The organism is Trichococcus sp. TS_SC_9, assembly GCF_056156325.1.
The window spans coordinates 2,143,008-2,163,531 of the sequence record NZ_CM149591.1 but is presented as its reverse complement, the minus strand read 5'-3'; the positions used below and the strand labels follow the sequence as shown (position 1 = coordinate 2,163,531).

Sequence of the window (20,524 nt, the reverse complement as noted above, 5' to 3'; positions counted from 1 at the left end):
TTGTGTGCTAAAATTATTTAGTTTTCCCATTGTTTACTGATCGTGCCTAAGGATCCTAAACTTTCTTTAGGAATCCTTTTCTGATCGCTTCTATCTACCGCAATGAGACCAAACTGCTTAGAAAACCCTTCTTGCCACTCAAAGTTATCCAATAAAGACCAATACAAGTATCCGTATACTGGAATCCCATCATTTATGCATTCCTTCAGTCCTTTTAACGCTTTTTCAATGAATACCACACGTCTGCTGTCATCCTCAGTCGCTACGCCGTTTTCTGTAACGATGATCGGAAGCTGAATTGATTTCCATACTTCCCGGATGACATTTGAGATCGCCTCAGGATAGAATTCATAGCCCATTTGCGTAGTTTCTGCACCTGCGGGCACTGGCATACTGCCATCTTTTCCGATTATTTTCCGGGTGTAGTTCTGTACGCCGATAAAATCATCTTTTTGCATATACGGAAGATAATGGGTAAATTGCTCTGCCCATTCTGTCTCAGCAGCTTTCTCTCCACCAGGCTCTACCTGCAAATCATACAGGGATAATGTCACCCCTATTTTTAAATGGGGGCAAATCTTTTTCATCGCATCACGAGCAGATTCGTGGGCTTGCATAATTAACAAGTCGCCTTGTTCTGTTCGGAGTGACAAAAAAGTATTAACCGCATCTCCCTGATTAAGCCCAAAAACTGCTGCTTCTTGGTTTCTGATTTTCTGAAATTCTTCCGGAAGCTCAAAATTTATGCCAACTTGTGGCTTAATTCCCATTTGCAGCATCATGTCGCGCGCAATTGCAGCAATCTGCAATCCCATATTTGCTTCATTTATCGTGCAGACATATTCCATTAAATCGCCTAATTTTTGGACGACGAATTGGCAATATGCTGTGAAATATTTGATCGTATCTTTATTCTCCCAACCACCTTTTTGAATCAGCCACTTAGGGGAAGAGAAGTGGTGCATCGTGACGATCGGGGTTATGCCGTGCTCCAGGCAGTATTTTAAAACATTTTGATAGTGCGTGATTTCCTTTTCATCATAACTCCCCTGTTCCGGTTCGATCCTTGCCCATTCAATCGAAAAACGGTAAGCATTCAGCCCGGCATCAGCCATCAGCTGAATATCTTCCTCATAACGATTGTAGTGATCTACCGCATCCAATGAAGGTTCTTTATACATGGAGCCTTCCATTTGTTCTAAAGCCCAGCAATCACTGTAAATATTATTCCCCTCTACTTGGTGCGCTGCAGTGGCAGCCCCCAACAAAAATACTTCACTCATCTGATTTCATTCCCTCCAGTATCCCCTCGTTCAGGAGTCAAGCTGCGATACCGTGCCGACAGTGATCCCATTCTCGTTAAAACTGTCCACACGCACATAAACTTCTTGTCCTTTAACTAATGCGCCGATTCCTTGTTTGTGATCAAAAGTTTGATAACTGTGGTACATTTTTTCAGGGCTATGTCCCCATAAAATGTTGTAGCCGACAGCATCATTTTTCTCAATTGTGATTTCCATATCGACATCACCGATCCGCAATGCCTGGAAATTCGGCACACTCGGCTTTTCGCCGTTTCCAATTCCGAAAACCCTAAATCCTGAAACACAAAACTTTTGATTATAGGGTACTTCTATTAATGTCAATTTTAAGAAACGCGCCTCAATCCCAGCATCTTTCACGATAAGATCATGAGGTAAACTCGTTTTTGCTGAGGATTTGTCCTCTATCACAAAAAATTCTTTACCATCCATTGAGCCTTCCAAAATCCAACGCGTTACTAAAGGAGACTCCTCGATATATCTCGGCATCGACTCGCCTATGATTGTTCCGGGAACAGGCGTATCTACTTGATCATCCGCAAAATTAAGCTGGACTGCCCTTACATCAAATACTTTCCCTAAATCCATCAGTAACCATTCCCCTGATTTGGCACTTGAAGATTTCCACCACGTTTGAACATCTTCATCGACTGCTTTATCAGGCACGTTTGAGTCTTCAAAAGAAGAAGCAGAAACCCGTTTTTTGTAACTGAGTAAATACCATTCAGGATCTGCCCAAGGATTCGTTTGCGTCTTTTCTACACTTCTTGGCCAATCGCCATAGTTCTGATTACAGAACAATTCATCATCTTTATCAAAACCTGCTGGCCAAATGCCAACACGGCGCTCAAATTGATGATTCATGCTGATGCGCATTGTGGATGTATGCCAGAAATTTCCGTTCAGATCTTGCATAGTGGAACCATGCCCTGCACCGGTAATAAATCCACCGGGTTTATAAGAATAAGGATTATTCTTTGCCAGAGTGAAAGGCCCCAGAGGACTGTCTGAGATGTATGTTCCGTCTGCATACACATTATATTGTGTTCCCGGGCAAGCATACTGAAGATAATATTTCCCATTGTGCTTCGTCATCCAGGCGCCCTCTATGTAAGGCCGATTGCTGAGCATGCTTTTGATTATACCTTGTGTTTGGATTGGCAAGGAGTCTTCAACTACGTTTTGTTCTTTCAGAAATCCTTGAAAACGTTCCTCTAATTCTGTATCTCCGAGTGCTTGTATAGAATGGTTCTCGCCTTTTCTTTCAAATCCCTTTACTTGGGTATCCTGGGAGATTACCTCCACTTGATCCACTATCGGATGCATGGTTTCCTTATCTAACTCAACGCCCCATACAGGCGCACTGTTGGAACATCCCCAGTAAAGATAGACTTTTTTATCTTCATCTTCGAATAAATTCGGATCCCAAAAATCGAAACTCCCAACAATTTCTTCATATGGGCCGTTCAAAATATCTTTTGTGCGATAAAAATTACAAATTTCATCTGATTTTGAAGCGCTGAAATAAACATAATCATCAATCACCCGAACGTCTGGTGCATAATCGTAAAGGGGCAAATTATCCGGCAATCTGTGGTTTTCCCAATCAGCCAAATTGTCAGACACCCAGACGCCCAAGGTCATTGATGCAAAAATATAATATTTTCCATCAAACTCAATCATGGAAGGATCAGCTGCTTCTCTTGCAATCTCGATTCTGTTATTATGTTTTCGATTTTGATAAAATTGGTATAAATAATCCACATTGATGGGATTACAATAATAATTCATTATCAGTTTCCCTCCCAAAATTTATTGTTGATTCTATCAATCCAGGATCTCTCCATTCGTTTCAATCACTTTTTTATACCAATCAAATGATTTTTTCTTGTAGCGTTTATAGGTTCCATTTCCTTCATCGTCCCTATCGACATAAATGAACCCGTAGCGTTTGCTCATTTCTCCCGTAGTGGCACTCACCAAGTCGATACAGCCCCAGGTTGTGTAGCCAAGTAAATCAACGCCATCCAATACCACGGCATCCCTCATCGCTTTGATATGTTCACGGAGATATGAGATCCGATAATCATCCTCCACTTTTCCGTCAACGAGCTCGTCTTTAGCCCCCAACCCGTTTTCTACAATAAATAAAGGTTTTTGATAGCGATCATAGAGCGCATTTAACGTAATCCGAAGCCCTAATGGATCGATCTGCCAGCCCCATTCACTGACATCCAGATACGGATTTTTTAAAGTCGCAAATACATTAGCATCTGTCGCATTATTTACTTCGGGATCTGTACTCACCAATCTGGATGAATAATAGGACAAAGAAATAAAGTCGGCGTTATTTTCCCGAAGGACTTCTTCATCATCCTCTTTAAATGGAACGGTTATTCCTTTTCTGTTGAGTTCCTTTAGTGCGTATGAAGGATAATAGCCGCGGACTTGAATGTCTGTAAAGAAATATTCTGACCGATCTTTTTCCAAGGCCAACCACACATCTTTCGGATTGCACGTATTGGCATAGGCATTTCCAGCAGCCAACATGCAGCCCACTTTCATTTCAGGATCGATTTCATGGGCAATTTTTGTCGCCCAAGCGCTCGCAACCAACTGATGGTGTGCCGCAGTGTATCTGACAGCTTCTGTGTTATCCGTCCCCTTCAGCACAACTCCCCCAGCCAAAAACGGAGCATGAAGGATCATGTTGATCTCATTAAACGTGAGCCAGTATTTTACTAAGCCTTTATATCTTGTAAATAGTGTGCTTACTAAATTCTTGTAAAAATAGATTAACTTTCGGTTTTCCCATCCTCCATACCGTTTGACCAAGCCCATGGGACAATCAAAATGAGTAATGGTGACGAGCGGTTCGATACCGTATTTCTGACATTCTTTGAATATCTCCTCGTAAAACAATAAGCCTTCCTCATTCGGCAGTTCCTCATCCCCAAGCGGGAAAATTCTGCTCCACGATATCGACAGCCGAAAGGTTTTAAAACCCATCTGATGGAATAATGCGATATCTTCCTTAAAGTGGTGATAAAAATCAATGGCTTGGTGGGAAGGATAATAATGGTCCTGATCCGTTTCCAGCGAACCTTCCCCTGCAACAAAGACGGGGAAACGGTCCTTGCCGTGCGGTATAAGATCCACATTAGAAAGGCCTCTGCCGCCTTCAGTATAGGCGCCCTCACATTGATTTGCCGCTGTTGCGCCACCCCATAAAAAATCATTTCGAAATGCCATATTAAATTCCTTTCTTACTTGTCACTATAGATACTTTCTTTTCATCTTTTCCGGACTTCACAACGATATCAATTGTTCCTGGTTCATTTGTTGACCTTACAACAGCAAGCAAATGCCCATCATAGGTTTTCCAAGTATTGTTGCCAAAGAAGTTTTCTGTTTGAGGATTTCCAGATCCGAAGCCCTGGATTACCCCAGGCCCGTCTATCTCGATCGTCACTTCGGCCTCTGCTTGGTGGTTAAGGGTTCCGGATTCATCAACAACAGAAATCTTTACATAAGCCAAATCCGCTCCGGTTGCTTCAAGCTCATTCCTATCAGGCTCAACGAACAGCTCCACTTCGGGATTCGCTGTACATAATTCTTCTGTTTCTGAAGCTTTCCCGTCACGGTAGCAGACTGCTTTCAAACAGCCAGGTTGGTAGAGCGTTTCAAATGAAGCCGTGAAAGGCTCACGCTCTCCTACATTCTTCCTTCCAAGCGATTCACCATTCAGAAATAGTTCAACCTCATTGGCATCACTATATACATCTATGATGGTTGGTTTTCCTTCGTAACCGCTCCAGGTCCAACTTTCAATATTGTCTTTAAATGCCCATGGCGTTTTTATGCATGGCATTCCAAATCTATTCAAACGGGCGACTGAGATGAATGGCTTCTTTCTTAGCCCAAAGATCACTTCTCGGTAATAACTGATTACCCGACGCGTCCCTATGATGTCTATATCCCCACAATATGCGGTCAGATCCGGCCAATGATTCGAAAAAGGCCGACTGTCATCGTAGTAAAAGTTTCCTATACCAGCCTCACCGAGATAATCAAACCCAGTCCACGTCAAATCGCCGAGCACATTATTGTTCTCCTTCACAATATCCCACAAACGGGGAATTTCACTCGGAAAGGTTTCCGTTCCCAGCACGATGCAATTGGGATCCAGCGTATGACGTGAAGTCATATAATTTAATCCCGCTACATCTGTGCCTTCAAGAAATTCTTCGATTGTATCGCTCATGATCGGATGGCTGGCGACGCTATCCGCTAACGGTCCCACCAGCATAGCCATCATATTGTTCACTTGATTGCTTCCGGCAGCGTCCGTATCTGAACTGTCTTCTTGGGAAGAAATATCGCTATGCAATGCACTTTGAGCGATGTCCTGGAAAATCAACGGCAGTTTTTTTGAAGCAGCCGTGAGGCCATTTATTGCATTGACAGTAAATTGGGCACCGTCCAGGTCTTTTATTCTCCTGTTGATCTTCCGATTCAATTCAGCCCCCTTCGCTGTTCCTGCTTCGGAAAGTTCATTTCCTAAACAATACATAATGACAGAGGGATGATTTATGTCTTTCGCAACCATGCTGTCTACGTCCTCTTCCCAGTTATCAGAAAAGAAGGTTGAGTAGTCATTGTGATTTTTGCAGACATTCCATACATCAGATAATTCATCAATCACTAACATGCCATGCTTATCACATGCATCCAACATTGCTTTGCTGATGGGTTGATGGGCACTACGGATGCAATTGAACCCTGCCTCTTTGAGAAGCACACAGCGCCGTTCTTCAGCTCGGTAAAAGGTGGCTGCGCCGATAACGCCATTATCATGGTGAATGCAGCAACCCTGCAGTTTTATTGTTTTCCCATTTAAACGAAGACCATTTGCCGCATCCAGTTTCAGATCACGAATGCCCAATGAAACCAATTCTTCGTCCAGTAAAGATCCGTCTTGCTCGATTCGAATGCGTGTCTTATACAGATAAGGGGTATCTATATCCCATAGAATTGGCTTTTTAAGGGCAATTCTTTGTATAACAGTCGTATCTTCTTCAAAAACGGTTACCTTTTTCGTTTCGCTGGCAACAACATGATTATCGGCATCAAGGATATCAGTCGTGACTCTTACGGTTTTTGGTAAACGTTGTTCGTTCTCCAAGGTTGTTTCAACGACGACCACCGCGAAATCCGCATCAATTTCTGGAGTAGTAATTTTAACGCCGTCAATAGCGATATGCAGCAAATCACTGCGCAGAATGTTCACGTCCCGATAAATTCCGCTTCCTGAGTACCACCGGCTATTCGGAAGAGCCGTATTGTTTACGGCTACTTTCAGCTCATTTTCTTCCCCATATTTCAAATACATATTGGCATTGATATAGAAGTTTCGGTACCCGTTGTTGCATCCGCCAGCGTAAACATCATTGATGAACACTTTCGAATTTGAATAGACGCCTTCAAATTCGAAAGTGATTGACTGGTTTTCCCATTCTTCAGGAACCGCTATCTTTTTAATGTATGTATAATTCCCGCCCGGATAAAAGCCCGTTTGGGAGCCATTCGCTACTTCTTTGCTTCTGGTTTCATGAATCATTGCATCATGCGGCAATTGAATTAGCTTTGCAGCGTGTTCACTGTTCATCACGGCTTCCATCAACGGATTGTCCGCACCTGCCTTAAAGATCCAATCTTCATTCCATTTTTGTCTAATCATACATTTCCCCCAAAATACTTCTCTATATGTCTGTCTGCAACATCTTCTCAGCTTCTAAAGCGGCTTCCAATTTTTGCTCTTCCTGAAGTTCTTTTTTATCCAAAACCATAAACAAAGGCAGATACAGGAATACATTCAATAAAATGATCGCCAGGAATATCAACATCAGTGGCAAGCCGCCAACTAAGAACCCGGTAATCGGAAACGGCATAGTCCATGGTGTCATCACTGCAACTACTGGGTTAAGGTTAAATAATCCTAGCTTGATTGCAAGATAACCAATCCCCATCGAAAGGGAAGGTGTCAAGACCAAGTGTAAGAAGAACATAGGATTCAAAATGATCGGAAAACCGAACATAATTGGTTCTTGGATATTAAAGATACTTGGAATGATGCTTATTTTCCCCATGACTTTATATCGTTGAGATTTGCCAAACACTACCATACAGATTGCCAAACCCATTAAACTGCCTGCTCCCCCAAGGTTTGTGAAGAGATACACTACGCCTTCTTCCAAATATGGAAGTGGTTGTCCACTCATATACGCCGTGATATTGTCAGTTAAAATAGTAGTGAACACTGGAATATAGAGAGAAGTGATGGCCAATGGATGAATTCCAAAATACCACAACACACTAGCTGCCGTTTGCAAAATGATCAAGGCAGGAACGTTAGCGCCAAGTTTCATGATAGGCCCCTGAATGAGGACGGTAATGACATTGAAGACATTTTCAAATGGGGATATGGAAACAACCGCTTTAAGGACAATGACCAGCCCAATGATGATGAAGCCAGAAAATAGTGGTTCAAATGATTGAGCAACCATAGGCGGCACACTATCAGGAAGCTTCAAAATAATTTTTTTCTTTGTGATGAACACATAAATTTTAGCGACTAGGATACCAAAGATGATCGATACAAATATCCCATTACCCCCTAAATATTGTGCTGAGTATGCAACTAAATTTCCTTCTCCCATTGGAATATTTTCCGGGATGAGCATGAAGTAGGTCAAAAGTGAAAAAATTCCGGACGGTATCGGATTGATACCTTCTTTTTTCGCATACGTGTAGCCGATAAGAAACGATATAAATACAGGCGTTAAGTTATTTTGCGTTGTCACAAATGAATCCAAAAATCCCTTGATACCTATATTTGTAAGAAAAGTTGTTACAGCCGGAATTGGAAAGTTGGCCAATAAAGAAAAAACTGCTCCGCCGATCATAATCGGTAAGGTCGCCATCATCGATTCCATAATAGTGGATAATGTTTTATTTTGAGTCAGCTTATAAGACATCGGCTCCACTTTTTCAGTCAAAAAATTTTGTACTTTTTTAAATATTTTCATGTTCATTATTTCCTTTCTCTTGCCATAGTTTTTTTCTCCCATATAGCTTCATTCATCCAAAAATCCAAAAAAGTCGAACACCTCCAAATACTCTGTAGACCAGTCACAAACTATAGTTATTGAGAAGGCCCATCCCCTTGCAACTGCTTACATTTTATATCAATTACCCTGACTAGGATATCAAAATCTATTCCTTTATATCAAAATGTCATTCTCAGGAACACGGAAACTGTAAAATTCAGTTCCCTGAAATAAAATCCATAACCCATTATCATCAGCCGGATAATTTAAAAACTCCGATCACTAAAATCTAGTAACCGGAGTTTATATCAGCAATAATTGTTAGATCTCTTCATTTCTCTCTCTATACTGCTTCGGAGTGAAGCCTGTGATACTTTTAAATACTGAGGTAAAGTAACTCTGTGAAGAAAAAGAAAGATGGTCGCTTACTTCAGTAATATTCATGTGTCCGTATTTCAATAATATTTTTGCCTCAGCAACCTTTACATTCTTTATATAATCAACGATGGACACATCGGTTTCTTCCTTAAACTTCAACAACAGGTGATTTTTACTGACTCCCATCTGATCAGCTATATCTTGGATTACGATGGCATCACGAACATGATCATTGATGTATTGCATGCAAAAATTCGTGACATGCGAATATCCTTTAATGTCAACGGTGTTTTTTACTCTGATTGCAAAATCCAACAGCATCTTATTGACAAACATTTCTACTTGATTAGCTTGATCCATGCTTTCGATCTTTCTTATGTAATAATCCCCTAAGGAAAAAGCTTTTTCTACATTCAGACCGCCCTGAATCGCAGCTCTGGTAGCAAGTGTGCATAAACAAATGAATTCATTCTTTCTTTGGCGGAGCACGGCTTCTTTTCTGCTTAAGCCCCCTGCTTGGACATTCGTTTCATATTTTAAAATGCTGATCAACTTTTCTTTATCACCGGTTCGTACACTGTCCATTATCCTTTTTTCATAAAGGAAGCCTTCGTACACATCAATCTCATCATAAACATTTTCTTCATAAATACGTTCTCTGTTAACGCTGTTCAATTCAGCAGGGTCAAAAAAAGAAACTTCCGCAATGATCATTTCTTTTTGGGAAATGTTGATTTTTTTCCCATTCAAATAAAAGTTCAAAAATTCAAGGATCGAAAAGAAATTTGATTTGCTGGTAGTCACTAAAGGCATAATATATCCCATTTTTTCTTTTACGATAGCTTCATCATTAAAAGCTCTCATCAACTCCGTTTGAATGAACTGCTCAGACCTGCTGCCTAAAAAAACATGCCCTAAAAGGACAACTTCTTTCGTTTTTCCCACATAGATACCAGCAATTGTCAGAAAATAATTGTTGATGATGACTTGAGGTTGTTTTTTCTTTCTGCATTGACTGACGATTGTGTTGATTGCAGCATCATTCAATAATTGTTCCTCTGCATTTTTGTGATCTGTATACGTTATCCTATCCTTGTGATCAACGACAGTAGTGCGGATATGGTGTATTTTGTGGATCGTGGACAAAACATTTTCCCATTGACACTTCAAATAGATAACCTCCAATCTTTTTCATTTGTATTATTTTAGATATATTTATAAGGTTGAATACTTCATAAAATTTCATATCGCTATCAGTAAGCTTACCTCTTAAGCTGCGCTTTCTCGACCCTGGGATGGCATAAGTGTAGGGTAAATTAATCCTGAATATCAGTATCGAAAGTAAACATCGCATAACAGGAACATTCTCATATTTTCCCGTTTATTATACCTTATCTTGAACATTTCAACGAACGTAAAAAATCCACCCAAAAACTGGACACTCAAAAATAAGAGCGTCCAGTTTTCTAGTGGGTTTTTGTTTTATACGTCTGCTTCTTTTATTGCAATAGGATTGATTATGATTCGGAAATACACAGAACTGGTCTAAAAATGCGTTTCATCGATATCCAGAGCATCCAAGGCTGCGTTGATGTCCTTCAATTCCTCTGGGCTCAACTCAACATCGGCTCCGCCCAAATTTTCTTCCAAACGGTGCATTTTCGTTGTTCCGGGGATTGGGACAATCCATGGTTTTTGTGCGAGTTCCCAAGCCAAAACGATTTGGGCACTCGTTGCGTTCTTACTGTCAGCGATTTCTTTCAATAAGTCCAACAGCGTTTGGTTTTTTTGCATGACTTCAGGGCTGAATCTGCCCATCTTGTTTCGGAAGTCCCCTTCAGAATATTTAGTGTTCACATCATATTTCCCGCTCAGGAAACCATTTCCGAGTGGTGAATACGCGACAAAACCGATGCCCAATTCTTCGCATACCTTAAAGATTTCCTTTTCCGGCTCTCTGAAGACCATGGAATATTGGTTCTCGATGCAGGTTACCGGACAGACAGCGTGGGCTCTTCTTAAGTAATCCAAAAGCGCATTGGATAAGCCCCAATGTTTGATTTTCCCTTCAGCCATCAATTCCTTCATTACCCCGGCAACCACTTCCGGTTCAACCTCGGGATCGACACGGTGTTGATAGTACAGGTCGATGTAATCAACGCCCAAGCGTTTCAAAGACCCTTCCAATTGTTCCCTGATCGAATCCGGTTTGCTGTTCAGCTGATTCTCAGGCTTGCCATCGACCATTTTCTGTCCGTAGATACCGAACTTCGTGGCGATGATCACATCTTCCCTGTTGAAGATTTCTAATGCTTTGCCCAACAACACTTCATTCGCTTCACCGTACACAACTGCGGTATCGAAGAAATTGCAGCCCAATTCGACTGCGCGTCTGATCAACTTGATCATTTCTTCCCTGTCGGCCGGCGCACCGTAGGCATGATCCATCCCCATGCAGCCAAGCCCGATTGCCGATACTTCCAATCCTTGTCCCAATACTCTTGTTTTCATTTCCGTTTCCCCCTTCGTTCTATTACAACTTAAGTATAGTAAAAAAGAGACTATTAAGAAGTCTCTCTTGGCTCATAAGTTGCAACCCAAAGGTTATAACTGATTCGTATCTATTTTGCTGATGATCTGCAAAAATTCTTTGACATCACTGGATGGATTGTTTGAATGCAGGATGCCCATCGGAATGCTATGGTTCCATTTAATCGGAATGATTTTCAGCAAGGGATGGACATTTTTCCATTCATCCACAACGATCATGACCGAATTGTTGTTTTCACATTTATTGAATACATCTACATTGAAAAATGGGAAATCCTCAATTTTGACAGTTGGGTAGTTTTCCGATAAATCGGCCCTCACTTGATCAAAAGCACTCATGTAGCCTTGTCTAACGAGCATGACTGTTTCATCAAATAAATCTTCGATCATGATTTCATTTTTTGAAGCCAACCGATGATTGAACGAGACGGCTGCGCATAAGGGTGTATCATATAATTTCAAAGCCGCGCAATTCCTTTCGGCCAGGAGGTTACCGCTGTATATGCCGACAACCAAATCAATATTTCTTCCGAAATGATTCATGATTTCCCGCGCGTTCTCAGGATTGTTCTCAAACGAAACCAGTTCAAATTTCAAATTTGGATTCTGTTGGAGGATTTGCGGCCATAGACTTACCAAAAACTGGACCGGCGTCGTCAATGAAGTCCCGATCCTCAGTACTTGTTTGGGCTCAGCCATCATTTTTTCCGCTCTGGCGATTGAATCTTTTGCGTACTGAATGATATATTTTGCATCCCGATAGATCGATTCACCTGCCGGAGTCAATTGGACGCCTCGAGGAGTTCTGACAAACAAGTCAAATCCCAAATTGTTTTCCAGAAGATTGATTTGCTTCATGACAGCATTTGGTGATACAAATAGTTCTTCGGATGCTTTATTGAAACTGCCTGAATCGGCAACTTTTACAAATGTATCCAATTGATGATTGTACATATGATTTTACCTCCAAAACATTTCCACTCAGCATAACCGGCGAGAGAAGTCTTCTGGCTATTATCTTACCAAAAAATCATACAAATAAGGGATTAAATTGTTCCAAACAAAATAGAGCCAAAACCTCTAACGGGAGGCTTTCAGCTCTATTTGTCGATATCCAGTCCCAATTCAATTTGCAATTCTCAGTTTTGCCAATACAGCCTCAGCTTCGGCAAACAGCTCCTGGATGATTTGTTTGGCAGGACGGATGTTTGCGATCATCCCGGCGATTTCGCCGGCCATGCAGGAACCCGTCTCGATATCCCCATCATGGACTGCCCGGGCCAGTGATCCGACCGTCAGTTTCTCCAACTGTTCATGGGAAGCGTTCGCTGCTTCCAAGGCGGCATATTGCTCCAGCATCGGATTGCGGAGTGAACGCACCGGTTCTTTGGCTTTGCGGCCGGTCACGATTGTCGCTGTGTCATTTGCCTCAAGCAGAAATTGTTTGTACTTGCCCGAAATCGGGCTTTCTTCCGCGGAAAGGAATAAGGTGCCGACTTGTATGCCTTGCGCACCTAAGGCGTACATCGCGACAACCGAGCGGCCGTCCCCGACTCCGCCTGCCCCCAAAACGGGGATAGCGACGGCATCGACAACTTGCGGCAACAAGGATAGGGAGGCTGTCTGGCCGATGTGCCCGCCGGCTTCCTGTCCTTCGGCAATGACTGCATCCGCCCCTGCCGCCTCCATTTTTATGGCATGTTTGACCGAGGCGATGACAGGGATCACCTTGATGCCCGTTGCTTTGAAAAGCGGCATGTATTTCTTTGGCGAACCGGCTCCCGTCGTCACAACCGCAACCCCTTCTTCGACGAGGACTTGCACAAGTTCATCACAGTTTGGCATCTGCAGCATCAGATTTACTCCGAACGGTTTGTTTGTGATTGCGCGCGTCAGACGTATTTCTTCGCGGAGCTGTTCTGCGGACATGCCGCACGATGCGATGATGCCTAAGCCCCCTGCTTCCGAAACGGGGCCCACAAGTTTATGCGTTGAGATGTTTGCCATTGCCCCCTGCAGAATGGGATATTCGATGCCTAATAGTTGCGCCACTGTTGTCATTATTCATAACCCCTCCATTTTTTGCATCATTTCCCTACCTACCCTTTACTGCCACTGCAAAGAGAACCGGATAGCATTCCCTCTCCGGTTCCCATATATAACCAATGCTTCAAATAACATATTCGGACCTGACCGGCCGGTGATAGTTCCAGACTTGATCGCCGTTGATCCCGAACACAGTTCCCGTGGGCGTCTTTGGCGAATCAATCAATTGGATTATCCGAGATGCAACTTGCTCGCTCGAACCAATCCGCCAATAATCAGGGAAAGGTTCTCCCTTCCTGGCACAAGCTTCCTCAACCCGCTTGATGGCCGGAATCGTCATGTCGGTTTTGGCGGCTGGCGAAATGGCATTGACCTGGATGTCAAAGCGTTTGACTTCTTCCGCCAAAGCATAGGTGAATCCGATCACAGCCGCTTTGCTGGCGCTGTAATTCGTTTGCCCAAAGACGCCGAACATGCCGGCGGTTGAAGTCATGGAATAGATAAAACCGGGTTCCGGCTGCTTCATCATCTGCTGCACCACCGGTTGGGTAACGTTGTACAAGCTGTTGATGTTGGTGTCCGTGACTTGATTCCAATTGTCCTCGCTCATCTTGTAAAATTGCCCGTCGGCACAAATGCCTGCATTGTTGATCAGAATATCGATCCTGCCGAATTTCTGGACAATGTCCTGGACCAGCTCTCGGAAGTTCTTGCGGTCGCGGACATCACAGCGCTTCGCCCAAAGCTGATCTTTGTATTGGACCGAATCCGCCTCCGCTTGTTCGATGCTTTCCATCGTCTTGGAAGTGATGACGACTTGGTCGCCCACGCTCAAAAAAGCTTTTGCCAAGGCAAAACCAATGCCTCTTGTCCCGCCCGTTATCAATACGATTCTATCTGCCAACACAAACACCCTTCCCGATGCATTCATTCTCCCGCCAAACCTCAAATTCACCTTCCTGAAGAAATTTTACTTGGGCACGTTCGCCCACAAATAAAGGCCTCAGGAACTTGTACTCATATTTGGTGATGGCCTGATAATCCCAATGGGCTGATAAAATCGCCTCGACTTTGGCCATTATCAAAATGCCGAACACCAAGCCTGTGTCATGGATCGGATTGGCATCCCTTGAAATTGTTTTGTAAGCCTGCAGTTCCGTTCGAGAGAAAAACAAGATGTTCGCTTCTGATGTCATATTCGGTCCTCCACCAGCAAAGTGGTCGCGCATGTCGCAACCACTTCGTTTTCTTCCTTGATGTCCAACGTGTACGTCCAGCAAGCCTTCCCGGGTTTAAAAGGCGCTTGATCGGTAAGGCTCAATGAAATGGCATACGTTTGATCGAAGCCAGGTTCGCGGCAACTGCTGAAGGCTTGCTTCATCAGTATCGGCGTTTGGTCGACCAATTCAGGCAAGTCGAATTCCTGCCATAAGGTCGCCAAATAGCTGAGGCTTATTTTGCTGCCCAAAGCTGGATTGACGAGCTGATTGTACGCGCGGATATCCGCTTCGGAAAAGCGCATGATTCTACTGTTCGCCATCAATTGGTCCTGCCTTTCTGATGAGCATGGCCGCACCTTGGCCTCCGCCTACGCACATCGTGACGATGCCCAATCGATTCTTTTCATTCCTGTTCAATTCGGTCAGCAGCCTGGTCACCAGGATAGCCCCTGTCGCACCATACGGATGACCGAACGCAGTCGCACCGCCGGAAGGGTTGATTTTTTCGATCGGAAATTTGCCCAGCTTGATGCAAGCCAATGCCTGCACCGCAAAAGCTTCATTCAGCTCAATCACATCAATGTCCTCGAGCGTTAAGCTCTGGCGTGCCAAAAGCTTTTCAACCGCAGGAACGGGACCTAACCCAGAGTCATTGGGATCAACCCCTACCGCAACCGCATCGACCAATTGCGCAATCGGCGTCAAATGATAAAGCCGGCAGGCGCGTTCCGATGCCAGAATCGTAAAGCTTGCCCCATCATTGACAGGACAACAATTCCCGGCCGTTATGGTGCCGTCTGCCTTAAAGACCGGCTTCAACCGATTCAGGCTTTCCATGTTGCTGCGGCTTCTTGGGCACTCATCCTCGCTCAGAAGGAGCTCGTCATTGACCCGAAAAGGTGTAATCTCCGAATCAAAGACGCCAGCCTGTTTGGCGGCCTGATACTTCAGTTGACTCTGAAGCGCGAATTCATCTTGCTGCTGGCGGGAGATGCCATACTTGTCGGCGAGTTCCTCGGCTGCTGCGCCCATATCCGGATCGCCATATTCGCTGGTGGACAACGGTTGGCGGTTCAAGATGCGCGGCGCTTGCATGCCGTACAGGGATTTAGGACGCTCAATCTGCCACGGTGCGCGGCTGCTGCTTTCCACGCCACCGCAAATCATGACTTCACCGAAGCCGGACATTATTTTCATGTGTCCGATTGCGATGGCTTCAAGACCGGATGCGCATTGCCGGTCAACCGTGACCGCAGGCGTCTCAACCGGCAAACCCGCTTTTAAGGCGACGCGTCTGGCGACATTGCCGCCCCCGCCGATTACATTCCCGACAATGACTTCATCAATGTGCCCGTTCAATCCCGGATGTTTGGCCAGCATTGTTTTCATCAAAAATCCGCCCAGCTCTTCCGGACCGACATCGCTGTACATCCCACCGTACTTTCCGATGGGCAAACGTGCAGCCTCCACAATATATACCTTAGATGACACTTGGCTCGCGCTCCTTTGCTAAATCATGCAATAGTTGTTTCCTGGATATTTTGCCGTTGCTTTGTTTCGGTATCTCTTCGACAGCGAAAAGATGATCGATTTTTGCGGGCCGGGACATCCGGGATGATAAATAAGCATTGAATTCGGTCAAGCTCATCACTTGATTTTGGTCGGACCAAACAATGACAGCTCCGATTTTTTCATTGTAATGCGCATCCGGAATCCCAAGGACGACTATTTCAGCAACAGCCGCCAGCGGTAATAGATGACGCTCAAATTCCAGCGGGTAGAATTTCTCCCCGCCGCGATTGATGCAATCATCCTTTCGGCCATAGTATTCGAGCGTGTTCCCTGCCAATTTGCCCAGATCACCGGTCGAAACGCATGCGACAGTAGCTACGCGATCCTCGCCTTTGCGGTGGTAACCCGCAAAATTCAGGGGACTGCGGACCTGTATTTCGCCAACGCCTTCAGCATTGGGCTGATCAATGACTATCTCAACGCCGGGGAACAGTTGGCCGACACTATCATCTGCAGGGATGCCCTGCACGGTTTCCATCGAGATGTAACTTGTTTCCGATGACCCGTAGAATTCATATAACAGCACATTTGGGCAATAGCGGTACAGCTTCCTGCGGATGTCCACATTCAGCTTTGCTCCTGATGAAATGATCGTATAGTTTTCCGTCAACACCTCGGTTTGAGCCTCCAGCTTGGAAACGAGCGCGTGGATCATGGTCGGCACAAGGTAACAGGTCAACGCCTCCGTTTGCTTGACCAGGCCGATCAGGCGTTTTGTGGAAAAATACTGATTCAGGATGAAGGTCTGCCCAAAATAGAGCGTCTGCATCAGCGTGTACAGGCTCAACGAATAGTGCATCGAGCCAAAAACCGTGGCGCATTGATTACAGGACTGGCGAATCAATTCATTGGTCCCCTCAAAACTCTTGACCCAGGATTGATGGGTTCTGCGGTAACCCTTCGGCTGCCCCGTCGTCCCTGAGGTAAAGCCGATAAAGGCCAAATCACTCGCTGACGCATATTCATAAGACTCAAACGGGCAAGCAGCTTTTTGGGAAATGGTACGGATATCCGTCAGCAGCAACGGAGCCTCGAACTGAGACAATATGTCCTGCAGCCCCTGCCCGGAAAGGCATGCATTAACAGGCACTGCCACTTTGTCCGCCCTGATCAATGCCAAGAAATTAATCAGCTGATCGATCGCATTTGACATCGGGGCTAGGATAACCTTTTGAGGAATCGCTGCTAAAACCTTCGCCCGTTCCTGAACGCGCTCCTCCAATTGCTGGTAGGACAGCGATTCTTGCCCATCACTTATCGCTGTCTGCATAGCATTTTTTGCATGCCAATCATCTATACGCTTCATCGTCGCACCCGCCTAATTTATTTATGCTAACTTTAACGAAATCAGACTGTAGCGTTTCTTGAGGCGCAAGGTGATCCAAGCAGCTAAAATTGCTTTTACCGTATCCAGAGGAACAAAGGCCAACGTCATCTTCAATCCGTTTAACCAAGAATTGCCCATGTAATAAGCCATCGAAAAACTGCCGCAGAAATCAACCAGCAAGGTCCCACCGACGATAAAAATGAGCACGGCTTTGGCAAAAGTAAGGTTTTCCCAATTTTTTTCAAGTAAGTAACCGATCACAAGCGGTGCTAATACGTATCCAAGCAAAAAGCCGCCGCTTGCGCTGGCGAATATGGCAATGCCGCCCCGTCCGCCTGATAAGACCGGAAAACCTACCGCTACCATCAGCAGAAAAATACTTACAGCCAGAGGGCCGTATTTCTTGCCGAGCAGCCCGCCCGCGAGCATCATCATCATATTTTGCAGAACGATCGGAACCGGCAGACCGGGAAGCGGAATCGTCAATACCCCCGACACAATCATCAAAGCCACCATCATTGTTACCCTAGTCAAAACTTTTGTCTTCATCACTATACCCCTCCTGTATCCATCATTTTGATTGTTACCCTTAATATAATTATGGTTTACAAACAACATGATAACCCATTTCTATTTATCCCGCAACGCCTTTTTTTAACGAATCTTGCATGCATCAAAAAAAGAACACACCAAAAACAGCAGCACGGGAACCATCGTCGTGGTTTCCATGCTGCTGTTTTTGAGTCCCTATTCAAATATTCATGCACGCAAAAAATGATTGCCTCTAGAGGCCAAATCTCTTCTCTGTTGTGCTCAGGAAATTATCCAGTGCTTCTTCGCTGTCGATGCCCATCCGGTCGGCCAGCACCATCAGCCACCAGATGCTTTCGCCGATTTTGTGCTCCAAACCGGCTTCATTCGACTCGCCTGCCGGCCAACGTCCTTGCTTCGCCATGGTCAAACGACCCACAAGCCCCGCATCAGTCAAAAACGCCAGCGCATCCTCTTCCACGGACCATTCGCTGCCGTGGTGCTTCATTTCCAATGCGCGGTAATGGTCGCGGATTTTTTTTGATCTTTCTGCTGCTTGTTTGATTGTTAGGTTGTCCATTTAGTACCTCTTATCTTCATGATTCGCGCTGCTGTCACAGCTCCGTATACTTCCCTTTGTTCCCTTTGCTTTTGTCCACCGGATACTTGATGTTGTTCTTCTCAAGCTTTGCCTCGATGATCTCATCGATGTCCAAATTGAGGTTGCTTGCCAGCATGTGGGAATAGATCAGCACATCGGCAAGTTCCTCTTTAATCCTTTCAATGCTGGTATCCCTGACTTCCTCGGGAGATTTCCATTGGAAAAGCTCCAGCAGTTCAGCGGCCTCCAACGAAATCGAGATGGCAAGATCTTTCTCGTTATGGAATTGGCGCCAGTCCCGGTCATCGCGGAATTGATTGATTTTGTCCATTGTGTTCATGTGTATCATCCCTTTCTGACATCCACTAGTGCTTGTTGCTGACCTTCAAGATTTTCTATTGAGTGATGCCCTTGTTGTATATTCCTTAATGGACAAAGATGTTTAGACTTGAGTATGAATCTTAATTCCAAGTCTTTTTTCAAGTTTCTTTTTCCTATTCTTTATTTTTCGCATCATTAAATTTTCAGTATTTGGAGATAATTGATCAAAAGTATTTTGCGCTCTTTGGGCATAAGCTATAAAATTCCCAAAATCTCCTCTATTTATACCAAGATCAGTGTATAAACTATATATCATTTTTCGATAAGGTAATTCTTGTAGGTTTTTTCTTGCCCTCACCTTTTTAGAGCTATCTATCAGCTTATATGCCTTGCGATAAAATTTATATGGACTTTTCCCTCGCATTTGAACTTTTTTTCCGTCGAATACAAAACCCAAATAATCAATATGAGAAGCTTTTTTCTCTTTTATATTGGTTATCCTATTGTCACTGTACTCAAATAACCCAGTCTTAGTCTCTTGTATCTCAATTTTATTTTCCTCGGCTAAGGCTCTAACTCTTTTTTCAATTGCTTCAATTTGAGTTAGAGAGACTACACCGCTGATTTGTTTTTTTGGAATGACTAATATAAAATCATCGGAATATCTTCGATACATTCCCAAGTGTTGATCTGCCAAATTTTTCATACAAACATCAAATCCAATCGAATAGACATTTGCAAACACAGCACTGATAGCAGTACCCTGTGGAATCCCATATTTATGTTCATTTTTGCTGATTGAGTGAATTCTCTGAAAATTTCGAAAATCTTTCATTTGAGGAAAATAACTTGCTTTTTTGTCATTTCTTATCTCTTTATCAGTGCCAAATATTTTGACTAATGAGTCTTTTTCATAATACCCGTACTTAGTTACAGATTTATATACGTTAAACCAATCCCTACTCAGCTTTTGTTTTTGAAGTATCTTAAGTAGATTCTTTTTCATTATTTTATGGTCAATTTTATCAAAAAAGTTAGTAAAATCTCCAACCAGAATATAGGCTTCTTCTAAATAAGAAATTCTATTGATGATTTCAGCCGCAAAATCAATATTTGATTTTCTCTTTATATTGTTCCGATAGGCAGTTGAACATTCATCCACTTCATGAACGAGGACCCATTCATTATATTTATCATTTAAGGTCTCTGCATAATATTTATAAATATAATTATCAAGATGCCCGGCATACATAATGTCCCTATTTTTTGTTTTTATTGGGCGATTGTTCATTTCAGAATTTTTACATCCAATATTTTTATCGAATGAAGTAACATAGTGAATAAATGGTAAAAAGCTATGCACCGCAATCCTTTTTGGATCTGTTACATAGCTTTCAACCTTTTCAATTTTAACTCTATGATCAAAGTGTAGATAACGTTTCGATCTGTATTTTGTAGAATCTAACATATTACACCTCTTTTTTTGGAGCGGAAGGAATTGCAGATCTGGTTTCTGGCAAATATTCCTTCTGCAGCATTGAGTCATA

The 20,524-nt window shown here is 43.6% G+C and carries 18 protein-coding genes; all 18 read right to left on the bottom strand.

Annotation, left to right across the window (positions count from 1 at the left end; translation table 11 throughout):
- Window positions 1–17 precede the first annotated feature (17 nt).
- Window positions 18–1,283, bottom strand: coding sequence for a glycoside hydrolase family 1 protein (locus AC0J5I_RS10365; RefSeq protein ID WP_475299737.1), 1,266 nt, complete (start codon window positions 1,281–1,283; stop codon window positions 18–20).
- A gap of 30 nt (window positions 1,284–1,313) precedes the next feature.
- Window positions 1,314–3,113: a family 43 glycosylhydrolase gene (locus AC0J5I_RS10360; RefSeq protein WP_475299736.1), complete on the bottom strand. Its 1,800-nt coding sequence runs from the start codon at window positions 3,111–3,113 to the stop codon at window positions 1,314–1,316.
- 36 nt (window positions 3,114–3,149) lie between these two features.
- Window positions 3,150–4,574 carry a 6-phospho-beta-glucosidase gene (locus AC0J5I_RS10355; RefSeq protein ID WP_475299735.1) on the bottom strand — a complete coding sequence of 475 codons (1,425 nt, stop codon included), beginning with the start codon at window positions 4,572–4,574 and terminating at the stop codon, window positions 3,150–3,152.
- A 1-nt stretch (window position 4,575) separates the two neighbouring features.
- Entirely contained in the window at window positions 4,576–7,002 is a 2,427-nt protein-coding gene (locus tag AC0J5I_RS10350) for a glycoside hydrolase family 2 TIM barrel-domain containing protein (protein WP_475305680.1), read from the bottom strand.
- A gap of 82 nt (window positions 7,003–7,084) precedes the next feature.
- The gene (locus AC0J5I_RS10345; protein ID WP_475299734.1) at window positions 7,085–8,452 is read right to left on the bottom strand and encodes a PTS sugar transporter subunit IIC; all 1,368 of its coding nucleotides are present in this window, start codon (window positions 8,450–8,452) and stop codon (window positions 7,085–7,087) included.
- A 300-nt stretch (window positions 8,453–8,752) separates the two neighbouring features.
- Window positions 8,753–9,856: a helix-turn-helix domain-containing protein gene (locus AC0J5I_RS10340; RefSeq protein ID WP_475299733.1), complete on the bottom strand. Its 1,104-nt coding sequence runs from the start codon at window positions 9,854–9,856 to the stop codon at window positions 8,753–8,755.
- Window positions 9,857–10,354: 498 nt separating this feature from the next.
- Window positions 10,355–11,320 (bottom strand): aldo/keto reductase, encoded by a 966-nt coding sequence (locus AC0J5I_RS10335; protein WP_475299732.1) that lies wholly within the window; start codon window positions 11,318–11,320, stop codon window positions 10,355–10,357.
- Between the two features lie 93 nt (window positions 11,321–11,413).
- Window positions 11,414–12,313, bottom strand: coding sequence for a LysR family transcriptional regulator (locus AC0J5I_RS10330; RefSeq protein ID WP_475299731.1), 900 nt, complete (start codon window positions 12,311–12,313; stop codon window positions 11,414–11,416).
- A 171-nt stretch (window positions 12,314–12,484) separates the two neighbouring features.
- The gene (locus tag AC0J5I_RS10325) at window positions 12,485–13,420 is read right to left on the bottom strand and encodes a nitronate monooxygenase (RefSeq protein WP_475299730.1); all 936 of its coding nucleotides are present in this window, start codon (window positions 13,418–13,420) and stop codon (window positions 12,485–12,487) included.
- Window positions 13,421–13,529: 109 nt separating this feature from the next.
- Window positions 13,530–14,312, bottom strand: coding sequence for an SDR family NAD(P)-dependent oxidoreductase (locus AC0J5I_RS10320; RefSeq protein WP_475299729.1), 783 nt, complete (start codon window positions 14,310–14,312; stop codon window positions 13,530–13,532).
- Entirely contained in the window at window positions 14,299–14,601 is a 303-nt protein-coding gene (locus tag AC0J5I_RS10315; RefSeq protein ID WP_475299728.1) for a hotdog family protein, read from the bottom strand. The genes AC0J5I_RS10320 and AC0J5I_RS10315 overlap by 14 nt, the downstream gene beginning before the upstream one ends.
- On the bottom strand, window positions 14,598–14,945 hold the full coding sequence (locus tag AC0J5I_RS10310; RefSeq protein WP_475299727.1) for a hypothetical protein: 348 nt from the start codon (window positions 14,943–14,945) through the stop codon (window positions 14,598–14,600). Before AC0J5I_RS10310 ends, AC0J5I_RS10315 begins: the two co-directional genes overlap by 4 nt.
- Entirely contained in the window at window positions 14,932–16,116 is a 1,185-nt protein-coding gene (locus AC0J5I_RS10305) for a thiolase family protein (protein ID WP_475299726.1), read from the bottom strand. Before AC0J5I_RS10305 ends, AC0J5I_RS10310 begins: the two co-directional genes overlap by 14 nt.
- On the bottom strand, window positions 16,106–17,503 hold the full coding sequence (locus AC0J5I_RS10300; RefSeq protein WP_475299725.1) for a class I adenylate-forming enzyme family protein: 1,398 nt from the start codon (window positions 17,501–17,503) through the stop codon (window positions 16,106–16,108). The genes AC0J5I_RS10305 and AC0J5I_RS10300 overlap by 11 nt, the downstream gene beginning before the upstream one ends.
- A 21-nt stretch (window positions 17,504–17,524) precedes the next feature.
- Window positions 17,525–18,073 (bottom strand): biotin transporter BioY, encoded by a 549-nt coding sequence (locus AC0J5I_RS10295; RefSeq protein ID WP_475299724.1) that lies wholly within the window; start codon window positions 18,071–18,073, stop codon window positions 17,525–17,527.
- Window positions 18,074–18,308: 235 nt separating this feature from the next.
- Window positions 18,309–18,635 carry a MazG-like protein gene (locus AC0J5I_RS10290; protein WP_475299723.1) on the bottom strand — a complete coding sequence of 109 codons (327 nt, stop codon included), beginning with the start codon at window positions 18,633–18,635 and terminating at the stop codon, window positions 18,309–18,311.
- A 34-nt stretch (window positions 18,636–18,669) separates the two neighbouring features.
- Window positions 18,670–18,996, bottom strand: a complete 327-nt coding sequence (locus AC0J5I_RS10285; protein ID WP_475299722.1) for a nucleotide pyrophosphohydrolase — start codon at window positions 18,994–18,996, stop codon at window positions 18,670–18,672.
- Window positions 18,997–19,098: 102 nt separating this feature from the next.
- Window positions 19,099–20,445, bottom strand: a complete 1,347-nt coding sequence (locus tag AC0J5I_RS10280; RefSeq protein ID WP_475299721.1) for an RNA-dependent RNA polymerase family protein — start codon at window positions 20,443–20,445, stop codon at window positions 19,099–19,101.
- Between the last annotated feature and the right edge of the window lie 79 nt (window positions 20,446–20,524).

What these genes read in the sequence shown, in the direction of transcription:
- AC0J5I_RS10365 (WP_475299737.1), bottom strand. Translation starts at nt 1,283, where the DNA reads ATGAGTGAAGTATTTTTGTTGGGGGCTGCCACTGCAGCGCACCAAGTA.
- AC0J5I_RS10360 (WP_475299736.1), bottom strand. Translation starts at nt 3,113, where the DNA reads ATGAATTATTATTGTAATCCCATCAATGTGGATTATTTATACCAATTT.
- AC0J5I_RS10355 (WP_475299735.1), bottom strand. Translation starts at nt 4,574, where the DNA reads ATGGCATTTCGAAATGATTTTTTATGGGGTGGCGCAACAGCGGCAAAT.
- AC0J5I_RS10350 (WP_475305680.1), bottom strand. Translation starts at nt 7,002, where the DNA reads ATGGAAGCCGTGATGAACAGTGAACACGCTGCAAAGCTAATTCAATTG.
- AC0J5I_RS10345 (WP_475299734.1), bottom strand. Translation starts at nt 8,452, where the DNA reads ATGGGAGAAAAAAACTATGGCAAGAGAAAGGAAATAATGAACATGAAA.
- AC0J5I_RS10335 (WP_475299732.1), bottom strand. Translation starts at nt 11,320, where the DNA reads ATGAAAACAAGAGTATTGGGACAAGGATTGGAAGTATCGGCAATCGGG.
- AC0J5I_RS10330 (WP_475299731.1), bottom strand. Translation starts at nt 12,313, where the DNA reads ATGTACAATCATCAATTGGATACATTTGTAAAAGTTGCCGATTCAGGC.
- AC0J5I_RS10325 (WP_475299730.1), bottom strand. Translation starts at nt 13,420, where the DNA reads ATGACAACAGTGGCGCAACTATTAGGCATCGAATATCCCATTCTGCAG.
- AC0J5I_RS10315 (WP_475299728.1), bottom strand. Translation starts at nt 14,601, where the DNA reads ATGACATCAGAAGCGAACATCTTGTTTTTCTCTCGAACGGAACTGCAG.
- AC0J5I_RS10310 (WP_475299727.1), bottom strand. Translation starts at nt 14,945, where the DNA reads ATGGCGAACAGTAGAATCATGCGCTTTTCCGAAGCGGATATCCGCGCG.
- AC0J5I_RS10300 (WP_475299725.1), bottom strand. Translation starts at nt 17,503, where the DNA reads ATGAAGCGTATAGATGATTGGCATGCAAAAAATGCTATGCAGACAGCG.
- AC0J5I_RS10295 (WP_475299724.1), bottom strand. Translation starts at nt 18,073, where the DNA reads ATGAAGACAAAAGTTTTGACTAGGGTAACAATGATGGTGGCTTTGATG.
- AC0J5I_RS10290 (WP_475299723.1), bottom strand. Translation starts at nt 18,635, where the DNA reads ATGGACAACCTAACAATCAAACAAGCAGCAGAAAGATCAAAAAAAATC.
- AC0J5I_RS10285 (WP_475299722.1), bottom strand. Translation starts at nt 18,996, where the DNA reads ATGAACACAATGGACAAAATCAATCAATTCCGCGATGACCGGGACTGG.
- AC0J5I_RS10280 (WP_475299721.1), bottom strand. Translation starts at nt 20,445, where the DNA reads ATGTTAGATTCTACAAAATACAGATCGAAACGTTATCTACACTTTGAT.